Annotated in this window: 19 protein-coding genes; 1 reads left to right on the plus strand and 18 read right to left on the minus strand. The window is 38.6% G+C overall.

Going from position 1 to position 20180, the window contains the following annotated elements:
- The 17 genes from P364_RS0128390 to P364_RS0128470 all read right to left on the minus strand — a co-directional run.
- Nucleotides 1–2567, minus strand: a 2567-nt coding sequence (locus tag P364_RS0128390; RefSeq protein ID WP_236642456.1) for a DUF5704 domain-containing protein, incomplete at its 3' end; no start/stop codon positions are given.
- A gap of 300 nt (nt 2568–2867) precedes the next feature.
- Nucleotides 2868–3812 (minus strand): copper amine oxidase N-terminal domain-containing protein, encoded by a 945-nt coding sequence (locus tag P364_RS0128395; RefSeq protein ID WP_024633416.1) that lies wholly within the window; start codon nt 3810–3812, stop codon nt 2868–2870.
- 312 nt (nt 3813–4124) lie between these two features.
- Nucleotides 4125–5111: a hypothetical protein gene (locus P364_RS0128400; RefSeq protein ID WP_024633417.1), complete on the minus strand. Its 987-nt coding sequence runs from the start codon at nt 5109–5111 to the stop codon at nt 4125–4127.
- Nucleotides 5098–5652, minus strand: coding sequence for a hypothetical protein (locus P364_RS0128405; protein ID WP_024633418.1), 555 nt, complete (start codon nt 5650–5652; stop codon nt 5098–5100). The genes P364_RS0128400 and P364_RS0128405 overlap by 14 nt, the downstream gene beginning before the upstream one ends.
- A gap of 13 nt (nt 5653–5665) precedes the next feature.
- Complete coding sequence (locus tag P364_RS0128410; protein WP_024633419.1) at nt 5666–6043, minus strand: hypothetical protein; 378 nt, start codon at nt 6041–6043, stop codon at nt 5666–5668.
- A 67-nt stretch (nt 6044–6110) separates the two neighbouring features.
- Nucleotides 6111–6566 (minus strand): hypothetical protein, encoded by a 456-nt coding sequence (locus P364_RS0128415; RefSeq protein WP_024633420.1) that lies wholly within the window; start codon nt 6564–6566, stop codon nt 6111–6113.
- Between the two features lie 87 nt (nt 6567–6653).
- Complete coding sequence (locus P364_RS0128420) at nt 6654–8699, minus strand: hypothetical protein (RefSeq protein ID WP_024633421.1); 2046 nt, start codon at nt 8697–8699, stop codon at nt 6654–6656.
- Nucleotides 8684–10558 (minus strand): ATPase, T2SS/T4P/T4SS family, encoded by a 1875-nt coding sequence (locus P364_RS0128425; protein WP_024633422.1) that lies wholly within the window; start codon nt 10556–10558, stop codon nt 8684–8686. Before P364_RS0128425 ends, P364_RS0128420 begins: the two co-directional genes overlap by 16 nt.
- Nucleotides 10559–10562: 4 nt before the next feature.
- Nucleotides 10563–11402, minus strand: coding sequence for a hypothetical protein (locus tag P364_RS0128430; RefSeq protein WP_024633423.1), 840 nt, complete (start codon nt 11400–11402; stop codon nt 10563–10565).
- Nucleotides 11403–11405: 3 nt separating this feature from the next.
- Entirely contained in the window at nt 11406–12083 is a 678-nt protein-coding gene (locus P364_RS0128435; RefSeq protein WP_024633424.1) for a hypothetical protein, read from the minus strand.
- The gene (locus P364_RS0128440) at nt 12080–13072 is read right to left on the minus strand and encodes an SAF domain-containing protein (RefSeq protein WP_024633425.1); all 993 of its coding nucleotides are present in this window, start codon (nt 13070–13072) and stop codon (nt 12080–12082) included. The genes P364_RS0128435 and P364_RS0128440 overlap by 4 nt, the downstream gene beginning before the upstream one ends.
- Before the next feature lie 50 nt (nt 13073–13122).
- Entirely contained in the window at nt 13123–13896 is a 774-nt protein-coding gene (locus P364_RS0128445) for a GGDEF domain-containing protein (RefSeq protein ID WP_024633426.1), read from the minus strand.
- A 301-nt stretch (nt 13897–14197) separates the two neighbouring features.
- Nucleotides 14198–15559, minus strand: coding sequence for a hypothetical protein (locus P364_RS36370; RefSeq protein WP_143812622.1), 1362 nt, complete (start codon nt 15557–15559; stop codon nt 14198–14200).
- A gap of 20 nt (nt 15560–15579) precedes the next feature.
- Nucleotides 15580–16482 (minus strand): replication-relaxation family protein, encoded by a 903-nt coding sequence (locus P364_RS0128455; RefSeq protein ID WP_024633428.1) that lies wholly within the window; start codon nt 16480–16482, stop codon nt 15580–15582.
- Nucleotides 16483–16495: 13 nt separating this feature from the next.
- The gene (locus tag P364_RS0128460; RefSeq protein ID WP_024633429.1) at nt 16496–17353 is read right to left on the minus strand and encodes a hypothetical protein; all 858 of its coding nucleotides are present in this window, start codon (nt 17351–17353) and stop codon (nt 16496–16498) included.
- Entirely contained in the window at nt 17346–17831 is a 486-nt protein-coding gene (locus P364_RS0128465) for a hypothetical protein (protein ID WP_024633430.1), read from the minus strand. The genes P364_RS0128460 and P364_RS0128465 overlap by 8 nt, the downstream gene beginning before the upstream one ends.
- Before the next feature lie 89 nt (nt 17832–17920).
- Complete coding sequence (locus P364_RS0128470) at nt 17921–18547, minus strand: hypothetical protein (RefSeq protein ID WP_024633431.1); 627 nt, start codon at nt 18545–18547, stop codon at nt 17921–17923.
- 257 nt (nt 18548–18804) lie between these two features.
- Between P364_RS0128470 and P364_RS36375 the strand changes: the two genes are divergently transcribed.
- Entirely contained in the window at nt 18805–19461 is a 657-nt protein-coding gene (locus tag P364_RS36375) for a LytTR family transcriptional regulator DNA-binding domain-containing protein (RefSeq protein WP_024633432.1), read from the plus strand.
- A 6-nt stretch (nt 19462–19467) separates the two neighbouring features.
- On the opposite strand, the gene P364_RS0128480 is transcribed toward P364_RS36375, so the two are convergent.
- Nucleotides 19468–20073, minus strand: coding sequence for a hypothetical protein (locus P364_RS0128480; RefSeq protein WP_024633433.1), 606 nt, complete (start codon nt 20071–20073; stop codon nt 19468–19470).
- Between the last annotated feature and the right edge of the window lie 107 nt (nt 20074–20180).

A 20180-nucleotide genomic window follows, 5' to 3' on the forward strand; every position in this document is an offset into this window, starting at 1 on the left:
CCACCGACAGGCGTTTTTAACTTGGTGTATTTGAGTACGTAGTTCCTCATAAACTCTTCTCGATCGACCCCAACCTTCTCGACTGCCGTCAGGTGCTGATCGTATTTCCAGTACCCTGAATTCTTCATATCACCCAAAGGTACATTGCGTAGTCGTTCATTTAGAACGACATAACGCTGGACTGTATCCTCTGCAGATCCAATTTTCACAAACGGTTTCTCATTGGTTTTGTAATACAAGTCAACTGGTATTGGTGTACCACCGGCCTTACTTACGTATGTAAATGTCGGTGTTATCCGAATTCCATCTTGTTTACTGAACATGTTCCCCTTCGTCTTGAAGTCAAACTTGAAGTGATATCCAGTTTTTACTGAGACATTGCCCATACCCGTTAATGGGTTGCTACCCGGACGGATCGGCAAGGTGAACTGGGGTAGGTTACCGCGGGGATCTCCATCGATCCCATTCTGTCCAACCCAGTAGCTCGCACCGCTCGGATCTTTGCTGCCGGCGAATGTCCGGAACACTCTCTCCCAGTTGTAGTCCGCGATGTCCGTGATGTGGAAATCGTACAAGCGGCCGATTACTTCAACGGATACTTCATCAACTGCTGCATGATTGGCCAGGTCCAAGTTCGCGTCCGACTGCCAGTTATATCCCTCCGGAGCATTTTCTGCGATATTCCTAAAGTACACTTGGTAGTCGCCTTCATCCACCCATACCGGTAAGTAGAATTCGGTATCAAGCTGATTTACCGGAATGTCTATCCAGGTGTTCGCCGGGATGAATTGGCTGCGATCGCTGTTATAAACATCAAACATGAATCGTACCTGCTTCGTCCGGAAATACTTCGCATAATCTCGGTTGCCGTACCCCGGATACTGGGCGACATCCAGGTGCTGCCCCGATGTAGGGATCCGGACCGTAAATGGTCTCTCCAGGATTAATGCCGATCGGCTCATATTGGGTTTAGTCTTCTGGTTGTGTGGCTGATCATCTGATACCGCTGAGTAATTTACGACCGGCGTATGAACAGTTACCGTATTTATGCCGTTAATCTCGTACTCCAATTCCTCTTCTTCCGTATTAATGCTGCCTGCAGCCATTATAAATTCGATTTTTCCTGTACTGATCTGATCTTTCTTATTGACCTTATTGGACGGAATATAATTATACGGACTGTATAACACATCTTTTCCTATTTCTCCTGGAGCCGGTATGTTCACTGGCTGCGGACCGCGTTTAGCCACTCGCTGCTTATCCATAATGGTCTGGCCTTTGAAGATCAACGAATCATTTTCAACCTGAATATCTGGGATAGCAGCTTCAGCTACACTTTGCAGGTTTTCCTCGTCCATCGTTGGCCGACTGGTACCGCCATCTTTGGTTCGTGAAGGACCAGGAACTGGGCTCGGGTTGTCGGCTGGATAATAATTTCCTGTCTGTTCGGCTTGAAATTCCGGTGGTCTATATCCGGAAGGCAAAATGGTGATTTGATCGCCAGAGAAGGCATACTGCATCAAACTCGCTTGCTTGATGTTGTAGACACTCAGCTCGTCAATCGTCCAGTAAGAGTAAGGCCGAACCACTTGGTATGATGGCCGTCTCACGTCCGGATCGGATCGCGGAATATCATAGACGGTAGTCGAACCACCGTTAGGCAAAGGGACCGATCTGCCATCCTTCCAAGTCAATGTCCAGTTCTGTTCGACTACAACGGTGTATGTACATGTGCCTGACATCTCCACAAACTTATTCTGGACCAAGTAATCTTTACTGAAGACATTACCGTACAAGCTTTCCGATGTCGGAATACCCTTCAAAACGTCAAACGATTCATTTCCTCGTGAATCAGCCTTGATGACGCCTGTCGCAACTGGATCCATGTACTTGCCTTCCAATGTTCGTCCAGGTTCTGGTCTCGTGCAAACTGTTCCTGGTCTCGTAGGCGGCGGAGGGTCATTCTTAGGTTTGTAATAGAAGTTGAGATAGTACACGGGAAATGTGCCGGTATATTTAAAGCCCGTTGGATCTCCCTGACTTGGTGATCCACCTGAAGGTGGCGCGACCGTACTTTTCTTAAACCCTTCAAACGTGTAATTGCTGCCTGGATCTGTATGAACATAGTTATATTCCTTGTTCATTTCCAGCTTTTCTTCCCGATCAACGAAATGTTCGACCCCATTCAATCTTTGGCCAGTGGTAGTCCAGTGTTGAATAATCGTCTTACCTTCATCCGGTTCAAGCTCGATCGTGAACAGAGTTGGGAAGAAATATCGCCAGCCTTCAACGCCAGGGGCAAAGACTTTGTCCTTATCCTTATCCTCTTCTTCTTTCTTTCTATCAATTGCACGTACAGTCGCTTCCAACTTTCCTGGATCAACATACACTGGTATAAAAGCTTCGTTTGTTCCTTTCCCATTCCAGCTTCCTTTTTTCAATTGATAGTTTGTCGATGTAGCCTTTTTGTAATATTCCATTGGGTTTGATTCAAGCTCCCCCGTCCTTGAAGCGTTAAATGTTTCATCTGCATATTCCCAGTTGAATAGGAACTTATCTACCTTCACATCTTTAATCTTCCTATTGGCATTAAAGGTGAAAGTATAGTCGAATCCATCGACTCTGTAAGACTGGCCTGGTCTTTTCCCATCTGTCCATGTCCCATCAGCTTTTCTCCATACCTCGAAATATACCATTCCAACAAAATAATAAATATTGGGATTGTTTATGTCTTGATGCATCCTCGGAACGCCAATTGCTTGAGCGTTCCCAGGTTGAAACATGAAAATTGTAAGTACGGACGAAAGGAACAGTACCATTGCGAGTAGAGAGCTTGTTATTTTTTTTGTCACAAATTTTCCCCTCTCTTACTTGAATGGATTGATTATTACAACGCCGTAATCTTTTAGTTCAGATGCAGAAAAAAGAATATAATCAGCTTGTTTAAATCTGAATTTTGTATAATCAAAATTCTCAACGTATTTACCATTTTGGAATTTATCAGTGGCTGTTATTTCTGGATAATAACTCATCCCTGTTTTATCTCCATTGTTTTCGAAAGCATTATCAACATGACTGCGTCCTTTAGCAAAATCATTTTTCACTAAAAATTCAATCGGTGTACCTCTTTGGGTACTTCTAATGGCTACGTAGTTTTCTCCTCTTCGTTGTGTTAACTCCATACTGTAAATAACGGGACCATCATCACCCAAACGAATAGGTAGATCACTTTCTTTAATGACTTTAATCCCATTGAATTTTTCATCTTTTATGTTGTTGAAGACATAATTAGATTTTCCGTATACCTTGAAATCGCTCAAAGGCTTTACCTTAAACTCCTTATCATCCGTACTCCGGAATTCTTTATTTCCAATCCATACCCAGCGACCGATCTTATCCCACTCAACCTTTTGCCCAAGCCCTTCACTAACCAAGCGCAATGGCACAAATGTCCGGTTCTGTTTTAAGATAATTTGTGTGCCATAGTCTTTCTTTTGGCCATTCACCAGGGCAGTTGTCTGTCCAATCGTCATATCCACGGTATTATCCTTTGTCTTAATTCCAACACGAGATACTTTACCGGTTTTTGAATATGTGACTTTAGCGCCCAGGGCTTCTGAAACAAAGCGGATCGGAACCATAACACTACCTTGGCCGTCCTGGAACGGCTTTGCGTCTGGAAACTTCATTTTTACTGTATTCAGCAGTACCTCTACTTGTTTCGGAGTGCTAGCCGCATGAATTGTTGAACCCCCTGCTGTTGCAGTAATTGCCATTGCACCAATCAAAGTAGCAAGTAAGATTTTTTTCATTTTATAATTTCTCCCTTCAATTTGGACTCTTTACAATTTATCGGCATATTAATAAATCTCTCTTAGCCGACATTTAATACTAAGTATACCCGGTAAAAATCAATATATTAATTAATATATTACTATTATATCATGGTGTTAAATTTTCTCCTAAATACTTTTCAGCCTAAATCAAACATAATTAATTTTTAGGGGCTCGACTCTGTGCCGGTTCTGAATCATACTCTTTAATGCACCCACTTAGGAGAATAATTCTCTTTTCTCCATCCTTCCCTTAAGGATGAACCGACACAAGATCCAACACCCACATCTTTATCTCTTATTCAGCGAGTCAGTAGGCATGTATCCTGCAGCTGCTGCATCCTTCTCGGATGTAAAGGTTTCTTGAACACGAAGGTTTAAGTGATAGTTACTACGGTAGTAGTATTTAAGGCCTGTACTTTCGTCTACTGCACCATAGACTACGTTCTTCTTCAAAATCCGACCGCTCCCAAATGCATAGTTATTATAGAATTGATGTCCTACCGGTAGTCCCTGAATAAATGCCATGATTCCAACGTCATTAATGCTGTTTACCCAATCCTCATTAGGGATCAGTGGGAGTTTAAATTGATAATAACTACCCAGTCGAGTTGCAAAAGTATTGTGCTTGTTTATGAAGTAAGCCACATCTTTCTGAACCGACTTTACGATTGTATTACGACGTACTTCGTCAAACAGTTTTGCGTTATTCAGTAACGGAACATCAGTGAGTCCTTCCAACTCTTCACGATATCCTTCGACCCAGGTCTGAGTTGAAGCTTGATATACTTTTACATAACTGTCTAACGTGAAATTGATACTGTTCCCAGCTTGATCCGAATATGCATAAGGTTTTTCAGGCTTCCATGCGTGCTTATAGACTTTTTGACCTGAAGTATCCGTATATTCAGTGAATGCATAGAGATGAAACCCGTTATAATCGGTAACTGCTATAACCGGTACATACGATTCGAGGACACCCTGGGAGATCTGGTCAGATCCTGATCCAAAATTGAGGTACATTGTTTTCCAAAAAGTTTCTATTGCTACATCTTTATTGGCATTAAAGAACTTAGTAGACTGATAAGAAGCCTCTTTATCTTGGTTTTCATTTTGGTTTAGTGCGTATGCAGCATCTTGGACAGCTGTATGTAGTGCTGCTGAATATTGTTTTTCTAAACGGTTTACAGTTTTCTGATCCGATACCCTTATGTCCATGATTAGATAAAACGGCACAACGATGAGAATAAATATAATTGCCAGATTAGTTGTCTTCATTGATTACCATCCCGCCGTATGGAACAAAAATCTTGGTGTTATCGCCTGTATTACTAGCAAGGAACATATCTTTCATATGTGTTGCTGGTGTTCTGTTTTTGTTTTTAATGGTTACCGTGAAAAAATCACCGACTTCTAAGAGATATCTTCTATTTTGACTTTGCAAAGACTCTGTTGTATTTGGAAACAAAACTTTCATAATATCATCCGTGTAGAAATTGCTGAAATCCGTGACATATTTCCCCTCGAACGTATTCGGGTTTGCTGGATCTCGATACACTGGAATGTACAGCTTATGTTCATGTACCATTTCAACCTCGAACAGGTTACCCGTGGAAGCAAGCTCCTCATTAAATTCTTTATACATGGTTGGTGTGACGTATCCCTTAGTTCGTACCGCATCCACAAATCGGGTGACGGTCTTGTGTGCAACAATTTGAGCCAAGTCATCTTGACGTTCCATACTTTGATACAAAGGATATATGAACAAAAGTATGATTCCTATAATCGAGGCAAGTAATTTTGATAATTGAGACCCCAACGTGCCCTCCTCCTTATGTAAAAATGATGATTGTAATTACTCCCTCTGAATTACGGACATATTTTGCTTTGTACGATTTATTCAGGTTAACCATGGATACATCGGTGTTATCAATGTCAATGGACGGAGTGAAGGTAATTCCCTCTACCTGGATGTCTGCTTTAATGCTTTGAATACGTTGTACGCTCTGCAAGACTTCGGCGCCAGTGTATGTCTCTTCTTCAATCGATCCAGTGGTAGTAAATAACCTATAGTCCATTGTGGATACTTCTTGAATGGATCCCTGATATCTCTGCTGTTGTTCTAGACCTAGAGCAGCCGATCCTAAAGCTATAGCGAAGATCATTATCCATGCTGCGTAATAAATAAAATCATGTGTATTCTGATTCAACTGTATCGTTCCTTTCTTGAGAATTCCCCTTCCCTATGAGAGAGAAGGGAAACACTTGAGAAATTAATCAGGGCGCTTGTTGAAATTCGATACCTACAACAACAGAGTTAGCATCTCGAACGACTTTAGGTTCGAACATTCCCGATAAATTAATGTAAGCAGGGGATTTAGGATCTTCTGCTTTAGCAAAGTCATTCGTTTTTGTTGAAGTGACTGTTCCGTCACTTGTAAAAGGGTTACCGTAGAAGGAAACGTCGCCTTTACCCGTAATTACTTTTATTCCAAATTGAGGCTTTCTCGCGTACTGACGGATTGCGTTAACGACCTGGCTACCTGTTTTTGAACCACTGGTGTATTGGGTGTATTTGGAGTTACTCATTACATTAAAAATACCATTGATTTCATCACCAGCTTCTTTAGTTTTTTCTTGTGCTGTATCTGTAAAATAAACAATAATGGCTATTAGCGTTACTGTTAGAAATATTCCTGCAGCTACCTTCAGCCAATCTGGTACGTTATTCATTTTTATTAACTCCTTTTAATTGATAGTTTGTGTTTGATCAAACAGTAAAATAGAAATTGCGATGATCCTAGTGAATTCACCAATCATTTAGAAACCGATTCCTGACATGCTCTTATACGACATATAGATCATCGGAAAAACCAGATACGCTGTAATTAAAAGACTGGTGGGCATAAATCCAATCAACTTCCCCATCACTGCTTTTTGTAGAATAATCCGAGTAATCTTTTCCTCTTTATCCTTGGCATGGTATTCTTGCTGCATATTAAGATCATTGAAAGATTCTCCAACGGACACTCTCTCGCTTGCACGGATCAACCTTCTCACAACCCGGTCAAATGATGCAAAAGGTGCTTCTTCACGTAACTCTTGTAATGCTTGTTCTGCACCACTTTCAAAATTTAGTACAGCTTTTCGTAAGGGTGTCTTGAAAATGACACTAAAGCGTTCCAGCCATTCTAAGACCGTATCCACTGACATCTGATCAAACTGCATAAGGATCGAGATTAACGTGTGGAACTGGTCCACCTCATTTTGCATCTCCATGGCACGCATTCGTCTCTTAAACTGGAGAACCCACATCGGTATGTAATAGACGATAAATGCTACCCCGAAGGCTATGAATAGTTCCCACCATTTGAAGTATTCATTCTGAATAGTGTTCATTTTGGATAAAATTCGAGCCATGGTTTGCTCCATCATTGCCGGATCCATGTTGATGCTGGTCTGAGCTTCAATGGTCTGAACCAAACTATCTCTTGATTGATCTTTCACCTCCTTAAAATCATTCATTACTGCGTTGTCAAACGATGTTAATTGATTCGCTTGCTGTAGTTCATCACCTGTTAACGAACCCAACAGGTTTGCTTGTGCTACTGTGGGAGTCGTTAGAATTTGATGAGCTGCATTGTAGTGCAGGAATACACATAGAATGACAACGGCAATAAAACTTGCCAAACTCACCGTCAACCGTTGTATATAAAACCACTCTTTAGTTAGTGGCGAGTTTGATTCTTTTAGAAGCATAGATAGTTTATAATGCGCCCTTGTATGTCGTTGAGGAACTAATCGATCTATAATCCATTTAGCCCACGGCCAAGAGTAAACTTTCTTTTCCCACTGTGTCTTAGGAGAAGAAACCCCGCCCTTATCCTCATCAAGTTCTCCAACCTTACGAACGAACATATAGCTGATTACAGAAGCAGCAAATATGAGAATTAATATGATGTATCCCAATCTGCTACTGTAAAACTGTTCTGTGACTGGAAAAGAAGTCTCCGCCCACTTTCGAACAGGAAAAGATAAAAGAAGTGGCGATAAGGCAATCATTGTCAGACCCTGTAGTTGGTAATTCAACATTCTTCTACGTAGCATGTCATCTCTAATTTGTTTAACAATCTTAGTGATTGTGCCCAAATACATTGATCCATCAGAAGTTATTTTGTCGCCGTATTCCATAATCATGTGAGATGCACCAGCAAAAATTTTGAGATAGCGGTTGGGTGCAACCGTGTAGTACTCACTTAGTTGGGCTTGAGGATCTTCTGAAGAAATCACATCATGAATCTTTTCGATTTGCAGTTTAATGGTATGTGGTGATATTTGAGCTGCGTTATACAGGGCATCATCCACTCGCTGTGATTCTTGATACTCATGGCGCGTTTCTTCCAAAAAATCTGCGAACTGATTCAATAATCGACTTTCCACTCGACTCACAAAAATAGTAATAAGCAGTCCGTTTGCCACTATGGCTACGGCTATCGCAATCATGATAGCGATAAAGCTCCAACTGACAAAGGCAACCAACGTTATACCAACAAAGATTAAGCCTAGAATCAAAAAGGTAATCCGCATGGTTTCTTTACGTATGGTGAATTCGTCATAGGTATTGATTAAAGACAGCCTTCTACGAATACTATTAAGTTGGTTCCGTAGAATTGGGATCGCTGAGAATCTGTCATATGACTTTTGATAAAAAACCATCATTTTGGCGTTTGTTCGCTTTTGAACACGACTAGCGTTAAAGATATCTACTCTTTTTTTCTGATCTTTCCTCGATTTAAAAAAGTAGTAAATCAACGGGATACTCGTAAGTGCCATAAGTGAGAGGAGAACGATTAAACTGGTAGACATTGGTCCTGTCCTCCCCAATGTTTATTTAAAAACATATCAAAAGCGATACAATCTTCCTCAAGCATTGCTTCTTTCATCTGCTTGACTCGTTCCGGAGAAATTGGATTGACAGCTACATATCCTCCATCTCTATATTCAATAACATTAGCTTCTTTCCAAATTGGTCCGTACTGTCTTCGTAAGCTTTCTTTCTTCATCTCCTCGTAATCTTCTGTACGATCGAAAAATGTTTCGTCGTACTGAACCAGATTAATCTCCGTGAAACGCTCAAGATAACGTTTCCCCGTATGATCACGAGTTGCATGTACGTCCCATTTGATTGCTTCCGCGACTTGCTGCTCCGCTAATCGTTCATCTTGAAGTATGTCCATGGATAGGAGCGCATCTCGGAACCATTTAATTAGCTGCTTAGTCGATACTGCGTGATGGGAAAAAATCGTAAACAAACTGCCTGACTGCGTCATTTGAATCATCCAGGAAGCAACTGACTGACTTGCTACCTCTCCCAAAATGCTTACATCCGTATCCAATTTCTTCTTTAGATCCAAGGCTTTCTGTCCTGGAACGGTTGGTATTTCTTTGAGTGCCATGGAATTTCTACCTGGGTAGAGTTGTCGCAAGTTAAGTTCGAAAATAAGTTCCAGCGTTCGCAAATTCAGAAAGGCATAAATAAATCCGATACTAGTCATCATCAATGAGGTTTTACCTGCACCCGGATTCCCTGTGAATCCGGTTGTTTGCCCACCTTTCATTAAAAACTTGAGCATATCTCTTGGTAGCTCGGCATTTTTATGAGAGTCTGGAATCAAAAATTCCATAGATAGATTGGGAATATCAAATTTTCGTACCCAAAATGCCCAATTCTCAGCAAATGGTGGACGGACAACGACAACACGCGATCCATCTGCCATATCATTCACTACATAGCCTGTTGTTTCTGTTAAGGGACCAGGACTATTATGCTTGTATATGTTTTGTGCAACACGCTTAGTTTCCAATTCTGATTCGAATTCCAAAAATGATAGGTGAATCGTTTTACCTTTGTGAAAAATCGAGACAGAGTTATTGCCGCGTTTGGTATATCTCATCCTGCCCAACAACTCAATTTCATGCTCTACAGTCTTCATTTTTTCTGGTGCCCCGGAGACACCTCCAGATACTCCATCGATGGTCATATCCCGAATTTCATCGATTACGCCAAACCCTTTGTATAACTGATATACTCGCTGAACAACGATACTGAGTTTATCCTTGAAATCAAGGCTGCGGATCTCTTTTCGGAAGACTTTTTGGATTTCATCATCTGTAATAATGTAAGATGGGGTTTTCCCATCTTCAATGACATATTTGAGTTGACCTAAATCATACTTTTCAATCATGTATGTCAGTGCTTTATAGCCGTGCTCTTTCTTGAAGTGGTGCATCAGGATGTCGAAACGATCCTGTGAGGTTAATTTATCTGGTTGCGTAAACGGCAGCACCAGATCGATATTGGTCTCATTAATTCCATAATCACGTTCAAGAATGTTTTCGATCTGCTGCTTCACATAAATTTTGTCGCTAATTTCTCCCGAAACCGTGTTACGCAATGATCTGCGAAATTGATTGACGATGGCTTGTCGCCTTTCAAACTCTTCACCTGACAAACCCATATCCATTAAGTTTGTGTTAATGAATTCATTAATCATGACTTTCGTGAAGTCGACCAAAACAGGAATGGAGTACTGTTCTGCTCTCGCTTGTGCCAAGTCATCATTTTTTCGAATTGGTTTTTTCCAAAGCAAGTATAGGAAAAGCGTGATAAAACCCAAGACAGTAGTGGCTATAATCAAAAAATTAATAATGCCTGATGATGCCATCTACTTAGGCTCCTTTTCCAGAAATTTGTTTGATGCTTGTGTTGACTCCCGCTGCATTCAAAATGTGGATCGCAAGCTTCCGAGCCTCTTCGATAAAGAATCGATTCGGATGGAACATAGCCAGCTGCTGATTCCTCCGGAAGAACCCCTGAAGGTCTCCATCGTTGGAGTGGTCTTTGAAGCTGGTATTGTACGGCAGTGAGAACACTGGTCCTTTATAACGGAACTTATTACAGATATTTCTGATTTTAAATTTGGAGTCCTCATCATACTGACTGATGAGCAGGATAAATGGCTTCTCCTTGATTGCTCTGGGCATGCTTTCGCGTTGTAAGAAGAATCGTTCTAATACATTGATGTTTTGAGATAAACAAACCACATTCAAGTCAGATTGATTTAATGCATCCTGAATCACTGGGCTGTTACCGCCGCTGTGTAGATCGAGAAGCACCAGATCGTAATATTCAGTGGCTTTTTTATAGATCAGATTAATGACTTCACTTGCATCATCAAATTGAATGCGATCACTTTTATTTGTACCCTTGAGAATATCAAGTCGGTCAGGCACTAAAATAAGTGAGTTATTCTTTACTGCATCACGGTCAATCTTGCCGGCTCGGACTGCCCGTTCAAGAGCATCAAGCCCTCCACTCGTCTGGAACCCCTGTGGGTTTTGAGACTGGACTGTTTTTTGAAATATGCGCTGAAGCGTATTATCTGCCCATTGCGGCTGTGAGACTAATGTGCGCACTTGGTATTCCATTCCGATTAAAGCAGCAACCGCAGCCGTGCTGCTTGTCACACCTAAACCATGCTGAATTCCCCAAAACGATATAATTGTCATGTTTTATTTTCCCCTCTCAGCTTTCTTCCAGAGCGATTTTATTTCTTTATCTGACTGCCCCGAGATCTGTCCCAAAACGCCCTGTAGTGCCAATTTCAGTGCGCTTGATAGCCTTTTAATGTGCAACATTGATAGTTGCTGATTCATATGTTTACTTTCGAGATCCCTTTCGTCTGGATAAAAGACAAAGGTCTCTTTCCAATCAATGGGGTGCTTCTCAAATAGCTCATTGATCACTTGTTCCGTATATTTTGTTGTCTCTTGAACTAACTTGAACATTGGGACGAGGTCCGATTGGCTTTTCCCTTGAAAGAAAGCATCCATAAGTTCCGCGTTTCGTTGCATGACAGCATTATCATGTGACGTGACCAGGAAGTACTGATCTGCATTTGGCCAGCGTTGAAGTTCTTCCTTATAACTGATGTCTATAAGGGCGAAGTCATAGGCTTCTTCCATTTTTAATTGCTCATATTTTTCAAGTGTCATATTTTCGATCACATCAAATCGATCATGTTGTTGGGTCCCTGTTTGTTCAGGAATCTTAGGATACGCGTAACGATAATCAGCATTGGATGTTACATCCACAACCGCGACTCGGTGATGTACGGAGAGTAACTTTGCGATATAGAAGAGAATGTCTGATTTTTCAAAAGCGCCGATAAATACGACTTGCTTCATCATGGTGTCTCAGCTCCTACACTATTTTGATCATTGAAGATCATTTCGGTATCGACTTGGGGAGTTGATTCCGCTTCAGTTATCAAATCGTTTGATGATTGTTGCTGTGTTGTTGACTGTGCGCTTTTGGCTTGATTTTCCGCTATCTGTTGAGTGTTTAGCTTATTTTTATACTCTTGTTTCTGCTCCGGAGTCATTGCATTCATTGCCTCTTCCAATTTGATTCTATTTCTCCGCTCCAGCTCTGTAGTAGCTTTTTGGACGATGTTCGGGTCCGAATCGATCAGATCCAGTACCGCTTTATTGGCCGGATACGTGGTGATGGCTTTCTCTTGAATACCCGGTTCCACATAGGACAGTGCATAGATGGTTGCATCTTGAATATATGCATCAACAATTGCACCGGAGATATTCAGGATCTCTTTCTCATTCATGTGATACCAAACAGTCCCGTCAATCAAATCTTCTACGCGCTTCTTAGATAGGATGATGTAATCCTGTCCGGACGGGAACTTAATACGTACATCGACGTAATCACTTTTTTTCAGTTTGGAGGGAAGTTCCATCAACCTGAACTCTTGACTACGAAGGTCTCTCGAAGTGATTTCATCTTCGTAGATTACAGTGGAGGTAACGGGTGTATTAGTGGGCAACTCCACTTTTGCAACCTTACCCCGAATTAATTCTTTAGAAAGCACCATTTCCTCTGATACAGCATTGCGTGGCATCAGACGTGTTTCCAAATCACTCTCCTGTATGGGTTCACCAGATGAAATGTTCCTGGTGACGACTTCTACCTTAATCATGTCTTCTTTAAGTACTTGCTGGGTTTGTGCAAGTTCTTGTTCTACTGATAAGCGCTTTTCAGTGTACTTATTAGTCAAGTGGTTAACATATAGAACACCAAAGATACTGCAAAGCAGTAATACAGAAAGTGCACCAATTCCTCCTGCTAAAAGTAATTGTTTTTGCCGAAACCGGATTTTTGACATTGTAAATCTCCTTTGACGTTAATATATAATAATATCAATATACTAATATACTAATATTGTTTCACCAATATTTCGTTATAATGAACGACTCTGTTCTTTCCGAGTGATTTAGCTTTGTACATTGCCTCATTTGCATTCTTGAGACATTCTTCAGCAGACCATTCTTCTGTCCAGTCACAAACACCTATACTCGCAGTTACTGCATGTACACTTTGATCTGACTGGTACATAACTTCATTTTCAACTCTTTTCCGGATATCTTCAGCTTTTTTCAGTAACGAGCCAGAGTATGAATCTGTTAGAATAGCAACTACTTCCTCTCCACCATACCTACCTACAAAACCAATCGCATCAAATTCTTCCTTTACTATTTTTGCAACTGATTTTAAGACTTCATCACCAGCAGCGTGTCCAACAGCTTTATTTATTGATTTAAAGTCATCCAGGTCCAAGAACATTATACTGAAATCCAATTGTGCATCAATCGTTGATCGTATAACTTGTTTTATCTTTTTGTTGTTCAGCAGGCCTGTTAATGAATCAGTAATGGCTTTGACGTAAGTCCCTTCTATGATACGTGATTGATAATCTATCGTTACCAATAAAAGAAGTATACAAAGTGCAATTCTGACTACTGTCACTACATTACTTAGAGCATCCGGGTTACCGTCGAGCCCCTGGTACAGATAGATCAAACTAACTATATTTATTAAGATCAATAATATAAAGTATTTTATCTCGTTTCGAATTTCTTTAAATGTTTTGACGGCAATAAAAAGAGAAAACAATAACGAAGCTGCATAAGTATAGGGGGTTACCCCCATTACAATTGATGCTCCTATTACTAAAAAGGTCGTCCTTGTTTCCTTTAATTTGCTTTCTCCACTAAATCGCCTAATCATAAAATAGAATGTATACGCGTATATCAGTTGAGAGAATACTCTGATGAAGAATAAATCCCATACATACAAAATTATCAGTACAATAATCTGAGTACTAAGAAGTATTCTCTCAAATCTCTTGTATTGATTGTTCTTCACTGGTATTCGATTTAACTTATACATTAAAATAAACGTAAGTATCAGCTCAAAAAATAAAGCATTAAGCTCTATAATCTCCTCCTCCCTATTCCATGATGTTCAGCATTTTTTTACGCAGTAAAGATAATTTATGTTGCTGATTGACCTTCAAGATATTTTCCATTACTCCATCTATTTCTGAAGTTGAATCAAATGCATCAGGAAAATAAGGTATACGATAAATTTTACGCCGATCCATTTTTTTGCTTATATCTTTAATTGATTCTTTCTCAGCTAGAGGTAGACATAATCTCCACTTACTTTGGTCTAAGTGAATCTGGCTATGAAAGAAAGTATGGATTTTGTTTTGCTTCCACTCACTACTTCCCCCTACTACTATCTGTAGGTTTGCTCTCAAGAATTCATTAAATGACGAAGTTGTATCGTAGCAACCCAGATCCAGAATGATGTAAGAATAGTTCCCTGAGAGCAGAGAGATCATATCAATACAACTTTCGTTCTTATAATAATGGACTCCATTAATAAAGAAACTCACTGTATTCAGCAGATCTGCATCTACACCTTCATAGGCTGCTTCTATCTCTTTGTACTCATTAGATTCATTTGCTTCCACTAATGCTACTGAAAACTTCTGCTTGGCTAAATAGTTAGCTATCATAAGTGCTGTGTGTGTGCACCCAACACCCTTCTCCACACCGGTTACTGCAATTACTGCTGTACCAATGTAACGATCTCTAACTTTAACCTTATTCCTAGACTGGTTAAATACAGCATCAAAGTTTAATCCTTCTATATCTAATGTATTAGATTGTTTGTTTCTCTTATTCAGAAACGTTTTAAACTCATTACCTTTATTGGCTAATACCTTAAGTAACTTGTCTGATGCTTTTCTCGTATTCCCCACTTCATCAGTTGAGACATTACCCGGTTCGTTCATAGGTTGCTGAGATTCAGACGATTCTTCAGATTCTTCGGTTGTGGACTCTCTTAAAGTTTCATCCACCTCGCTGCGTTTAAACATTACCGAGTCACTATTCACCTTTTCGGGAACTTCAGTTTCGGTATGAGTATTCACTTCAGGAACCTGTCCAAGCTCTCCTTTGATTCTCATTTCTATTACACCGACATCTAACGAATTGTAAGATATACAGATCAACCCGATATCAGTTAATCTCCTCACAAAATCATCCGCATCTCTGAAATAGAGAAATACCATTTTTACATACGGATAGTTTGTTTTAACATTGTACAGAAGCTTTTCGAATGATTCAGTATTCTTAACAACGTTCTCTGTAAGTATGAGAATCTCCGATTCTACTGATTCCCATTGAGAAATAAAGAAATCCAAAGAATCTATTGCTTTTACTACCCTACCGAAATCTTCTAACTCTTCCTTAATCCATTCACATTCATCTGGATCAGACGATGCAATAAAAATTCTCTTCATGCTATCACCTATTTTCAGCATTATTGCAGATCGTAGTAAACCTTTTCTCCATTACTGAAGAAAGAGAAACTTTTTGTTAGAACCATTTCTTTGTCAAACAAATCTTCATCGGTTACAAACCAAACAGTAGATAATCCTTCTTGTTCAAAAATTTTACTAACCAAGCTGGCTTTGTCCGTTGTAGATACATGAACGATCATAATACTGCTATCTTCACTATTTTTTAAATACTGTTTATAGAACATGGCTTGATAACGAATTGTTTTGAGCCATTTTTCTTCCTCACGATGACATAATAGAATGAAGGACATTTCTTTGCCTACAGGATTAGTCAAAGTAAATTTCGCGGTAGGAACTTGTTGTTCTTCTTGTAGCTTAAGGATTGGATGAAATTCAAAATGTACCAATTTAAAATGCTCTCTCAACTGAAGATACAACTCATTGGTGGCTATGTACTTCATTCGAAAAAGCATGGTCGTGGGTTTCGGATTTCTTGGATCACGATGTCCCAAAAAAGCACCGAATCTAAATTTCAATATATCCGCCCCACTTGCACCAATTTCGTAGAAACTTGGTCTTCCTACAGATCCTTTCGAATAACTTGACCATTCGATCTTTCTCAATAGACCATATTTCATCATTTTTCGTACACGATTACGAACTGTCTCCTCACGTTCAACATTAGGGAAGAAGATTTTTAAAATTTGAGATAGCGTAACCCATCGATGTACGGATATAAAGTTCACAATTTCTATATCCCGGTCTGTAATCCATCCATGCTCAATTTTTTTCAAGATGTAGTGATAGTTATGTTTTGTTAATTCACCTAATTGAGTAATATGAGCATACGGATCATCGAGTAGAGGATAACTATGAACCACTTGTTGTGGAGAATTAGTTAAAGGAGATACCAGATGTTCCAATCAAGTTCCCCCCTTAAAGTATTTCGTGTGGAAAGTGGACAATTTTTGTACGCATTCGTCTGTCTTCAGCTTTGATGTTTTTAATCATGACTGAAACGGTTTTGCCGACTAACTGTCCATGAGATGGAACGCGATTAGGGAACCACGCGATTGATTCAACACCAGGAGCAAGTTTAACAAATATACCCACATTCTCTACTACACTCGTAATTGTCGCGCGATGAAAATCTCCAACTTTAAAGTTTTCTCTAACTCTCTCCCATGGGTCCTCCAGCAATTCTTTTCTTGTTACCCTTACTTGTTTTTTGTCTCTGTCAATATGCTTAATTTTGACAGTCAATTGACTGCCTAACGGGATCAGATTTTTACCCGAGACTGTCCAGTCATATTCATAGTCTTGTATCGGTAAGACACAACTTACCCCTTTTATCATTACATATAGACGTTCGTCCTCAAAACCAGTAACTGTAGCAGGACAAATATGATCTACATCTGCAGTCTCCCAAAATTCTTCTTGGAGCTCTTCAAGAGCTTGAACACGAGATAATAAAACAATTCCTGTTTCTTTATTGAAGACTTCTAAATTCGGATCAAGACCTTGTTTTGCAACATCCAGAACCATGTAATCAATTTTGTGATCTATAAAGCCGACTAATGATCTATATTTCACAGCGTCAAATTGATCTGCATGAATCAAACCTTTCAGGCCGTTATTCAGTTTAACAATTGCACACTGCATATTTTTTCCGAAAGGAGCATGATTTTCAACAGCATCAACGACACCTTGATGGATTTGTTTTCTTCTTAGAGATACTTCATATTCTCTCATTGGATCTGGATTTATCGAATTCCCCTCAAGTAAATTATTCATATTTGCTCTCTCCTTTTAACTTTAAGTACAAGCCATATTTATTTTCTCCTGTTTTAACCAACCCGACTAAAAGTAGTTCACCATAGGTTTTACAAGTGACCATAATTTTTTTTGTTTTAAAGCACAAATCAATTTGCTCGTATTCCATATTAGAGTTCCAATCAACAAAGTAATAACCGTTACTGTTAGGTTCTTTTGCACGCAGATCAGTTTCTACGGTTATCACAGATTTGGTTTTGGTATCTGATGGAAGGTTGAAATCTAATTCGGTGGTGACTTTATGTATTAGATCATTCTCCTTAGACCACTGTGTGAGCAAATCGGGCCTTTTGAACTGTATATGATTCACGATAACAATTAAAGGCACAGTCTCATAAGAGAATAAACAATTATTGTAAAATGATTCCAAGTTCCTCGTACCACACATTGGATGGGTCAATATGAAGTCCAATTCCTCAATGAGTGTGTCATGTCCCAAACTAGTTCTCCCTTCCTAATTATTTAATTAGTTAATATGTTAGTTAATATACTGATATATTACTATATTGAATCAAAAAAAAGAAGAACTTATTTTATTCTTCTCAGTCCTTCTTTCATTTTTATTCTATTTTTCTGTCTATACTGCTGCTTTAATTCTACAAATTCTATCTTGAAGATCTCCAAAAAGGAGTTTCCGAATCGGTCACTACGTGTCGTCAACTCGTAATAAATCCCCTCGATTTCAATTGAAGTTGAATCGTCAATAACTGTTCCAGACTTTAATTTGTCAACGACATAGGCCAATATTTCTATTCCTTCATTTTCTGTACCACTAATCTCAACCTCCGGCAGCCCAAATAATTCAGATAGTCCTTTGGTTTTATGTTTAACGATCTCTTGTGAGAACGGGTCTCTATATGTAGTTATCTTCACTTCACTCTGTTTACTGATAGTTATAATTGCATTGTTTTGTTCATCTAAGGTGAATTTCACTTCATTGTTGTTAAACATGAAGATTTTGTGTGTGTCAAAATCAAGTGAAAAAATGCTATCTAAAATCATATAAAAAAGTGTCTCATAGTCTCTAATAACTTCATACATTATCAAATTCGGGTAGCCATAATACTCCAGTCCAAACGTTCTCACAGCAATGATTTCATCAGATAGATCTGTAACTACAATTGGTTTTATGGAAGGATCAAAAAAATGGTGCATAACCTTTCCCCCTTTTATTCCTTTCTTTTAGTATAATATGGTTTTCCTAAATATCCAAGATAATTATTATAGGATAATAATTAAATTATAATTAAATTATAATTTAATTTAGATTCGAATAGATTATTTGCTGTATATGTGAATCATTAATTGAGTAATTAACCATATATATCTTTATTCGTGTGAGAATTCTATTATAATGAACTTAATGTGGGAAAATAATACATAACACGAAAATCAATAAAGGAGCTTTTTTAATGGATCTTCCTATCGGAAAATATCTCGAGTATTTAAGATTGTCCTGTGGTTATTCTCTCCGAGAAGCTGCAAAGAGAACAAGTTTAAGTCATGGCTATATTCGTGATGTAGAATTAGGAGACAACAATACAATCGGAAATGCAATAATCCCTAGACCTCAAACACTTCAAAAGTTTGCAAGTGCTTATACCGCCTCATTCAATGATCTAATGCAAATTGCTGGTCATGTATCATCCATAGAGAAACTAGCTACATTTGAATTTATTGAACTTAATTTTGAGAATGTTTTATACCTAGAGGTTGGAACTGACAATAGAATTATTTATCACCAAGAAAAGTCACGCGTACTCACGGAAAGACTTAGTCTTCATGATTTCATAAAATTCGAGGAACAACTAGAAAACAATGAATTTCTGAGGGTTCAGAGTGGTTTATATGCAAACCTAAAAAAAATAAAAGTATTCGATAAAAAATCATTAAAACTATATTTTAATGAGCAGAATGACGGACATTTTGTATCCATTAGTTGGATCCGTGCTTCAAAACTCAATAAAACAATTTTAAATGCAATAAATAAAAACAACGAGAATGTAAAAAAAATTAAGAGCAAGCATACCCCCTTCATCCGAATCATTCGTAATATTTTAACTGAGTAACTGCCTTTACCTGGAGAATTCTAAACGAACTGAAATAACTAAAACCATTACTATGCAAGTAAAAGCAACGACAAGAGTACCCAGGATTGAATTATTGATGAAATTTGTTCTCACGATAATATCAAAAACGCATAAAGTTAAAGAAGAGTATGTTAACATTTCTATATTCTTACGATATATATATTCACTCCTTAAATAGGTGAACGTTATGCGATATCTTATAATTACAATAGTCAAAGCGAAAATAATTATTGAAGTTATACTGCCAGTTGCTGCTCCTATATTCATGCCTGGTAAAACAATTTGAATTACTGCGGAAAACATAAAACGTATTTGTTTTAAAAAAATGGCTACAATTAAAGCATAGACTAGTTTTATCTTAAAGATAATCACATAGAATGTGGTTATCGAAATTACAAGAAACAATTCTGCATATCCTTTCTTAAAACCTAACTCATTAATAAGAACTAAAACAAAAGTCAAAGCTATAGATCCAATAATATATTTGAATAATTTCACTTTACCTATGTCAAAAAATCTGATGCCTAATAGCAGTAAAGTCGCGCATTCACAAGCATAATTAATATAAGTGAGTAGAAATTGTATCTGCATAGTCTCCTCCTTGTTTATCTCACCTAAACATTAAAAAGTATATTTTATCCTTTTCTTCACAACTTAGTACTTTTCAATTTTAGTGATATATATGTATCCGATTAGTT

Source organism: Paenibacillus sp. MAEPY2 (assembly GCF_000499205.1).
Taxonomy (GTDB): domain Bacteria; phylum Bacillota; class Bacilli; order Paenibacillales; family Paenibacillaceae; genus Paenibacillus; species Paenibacillus vandeheii.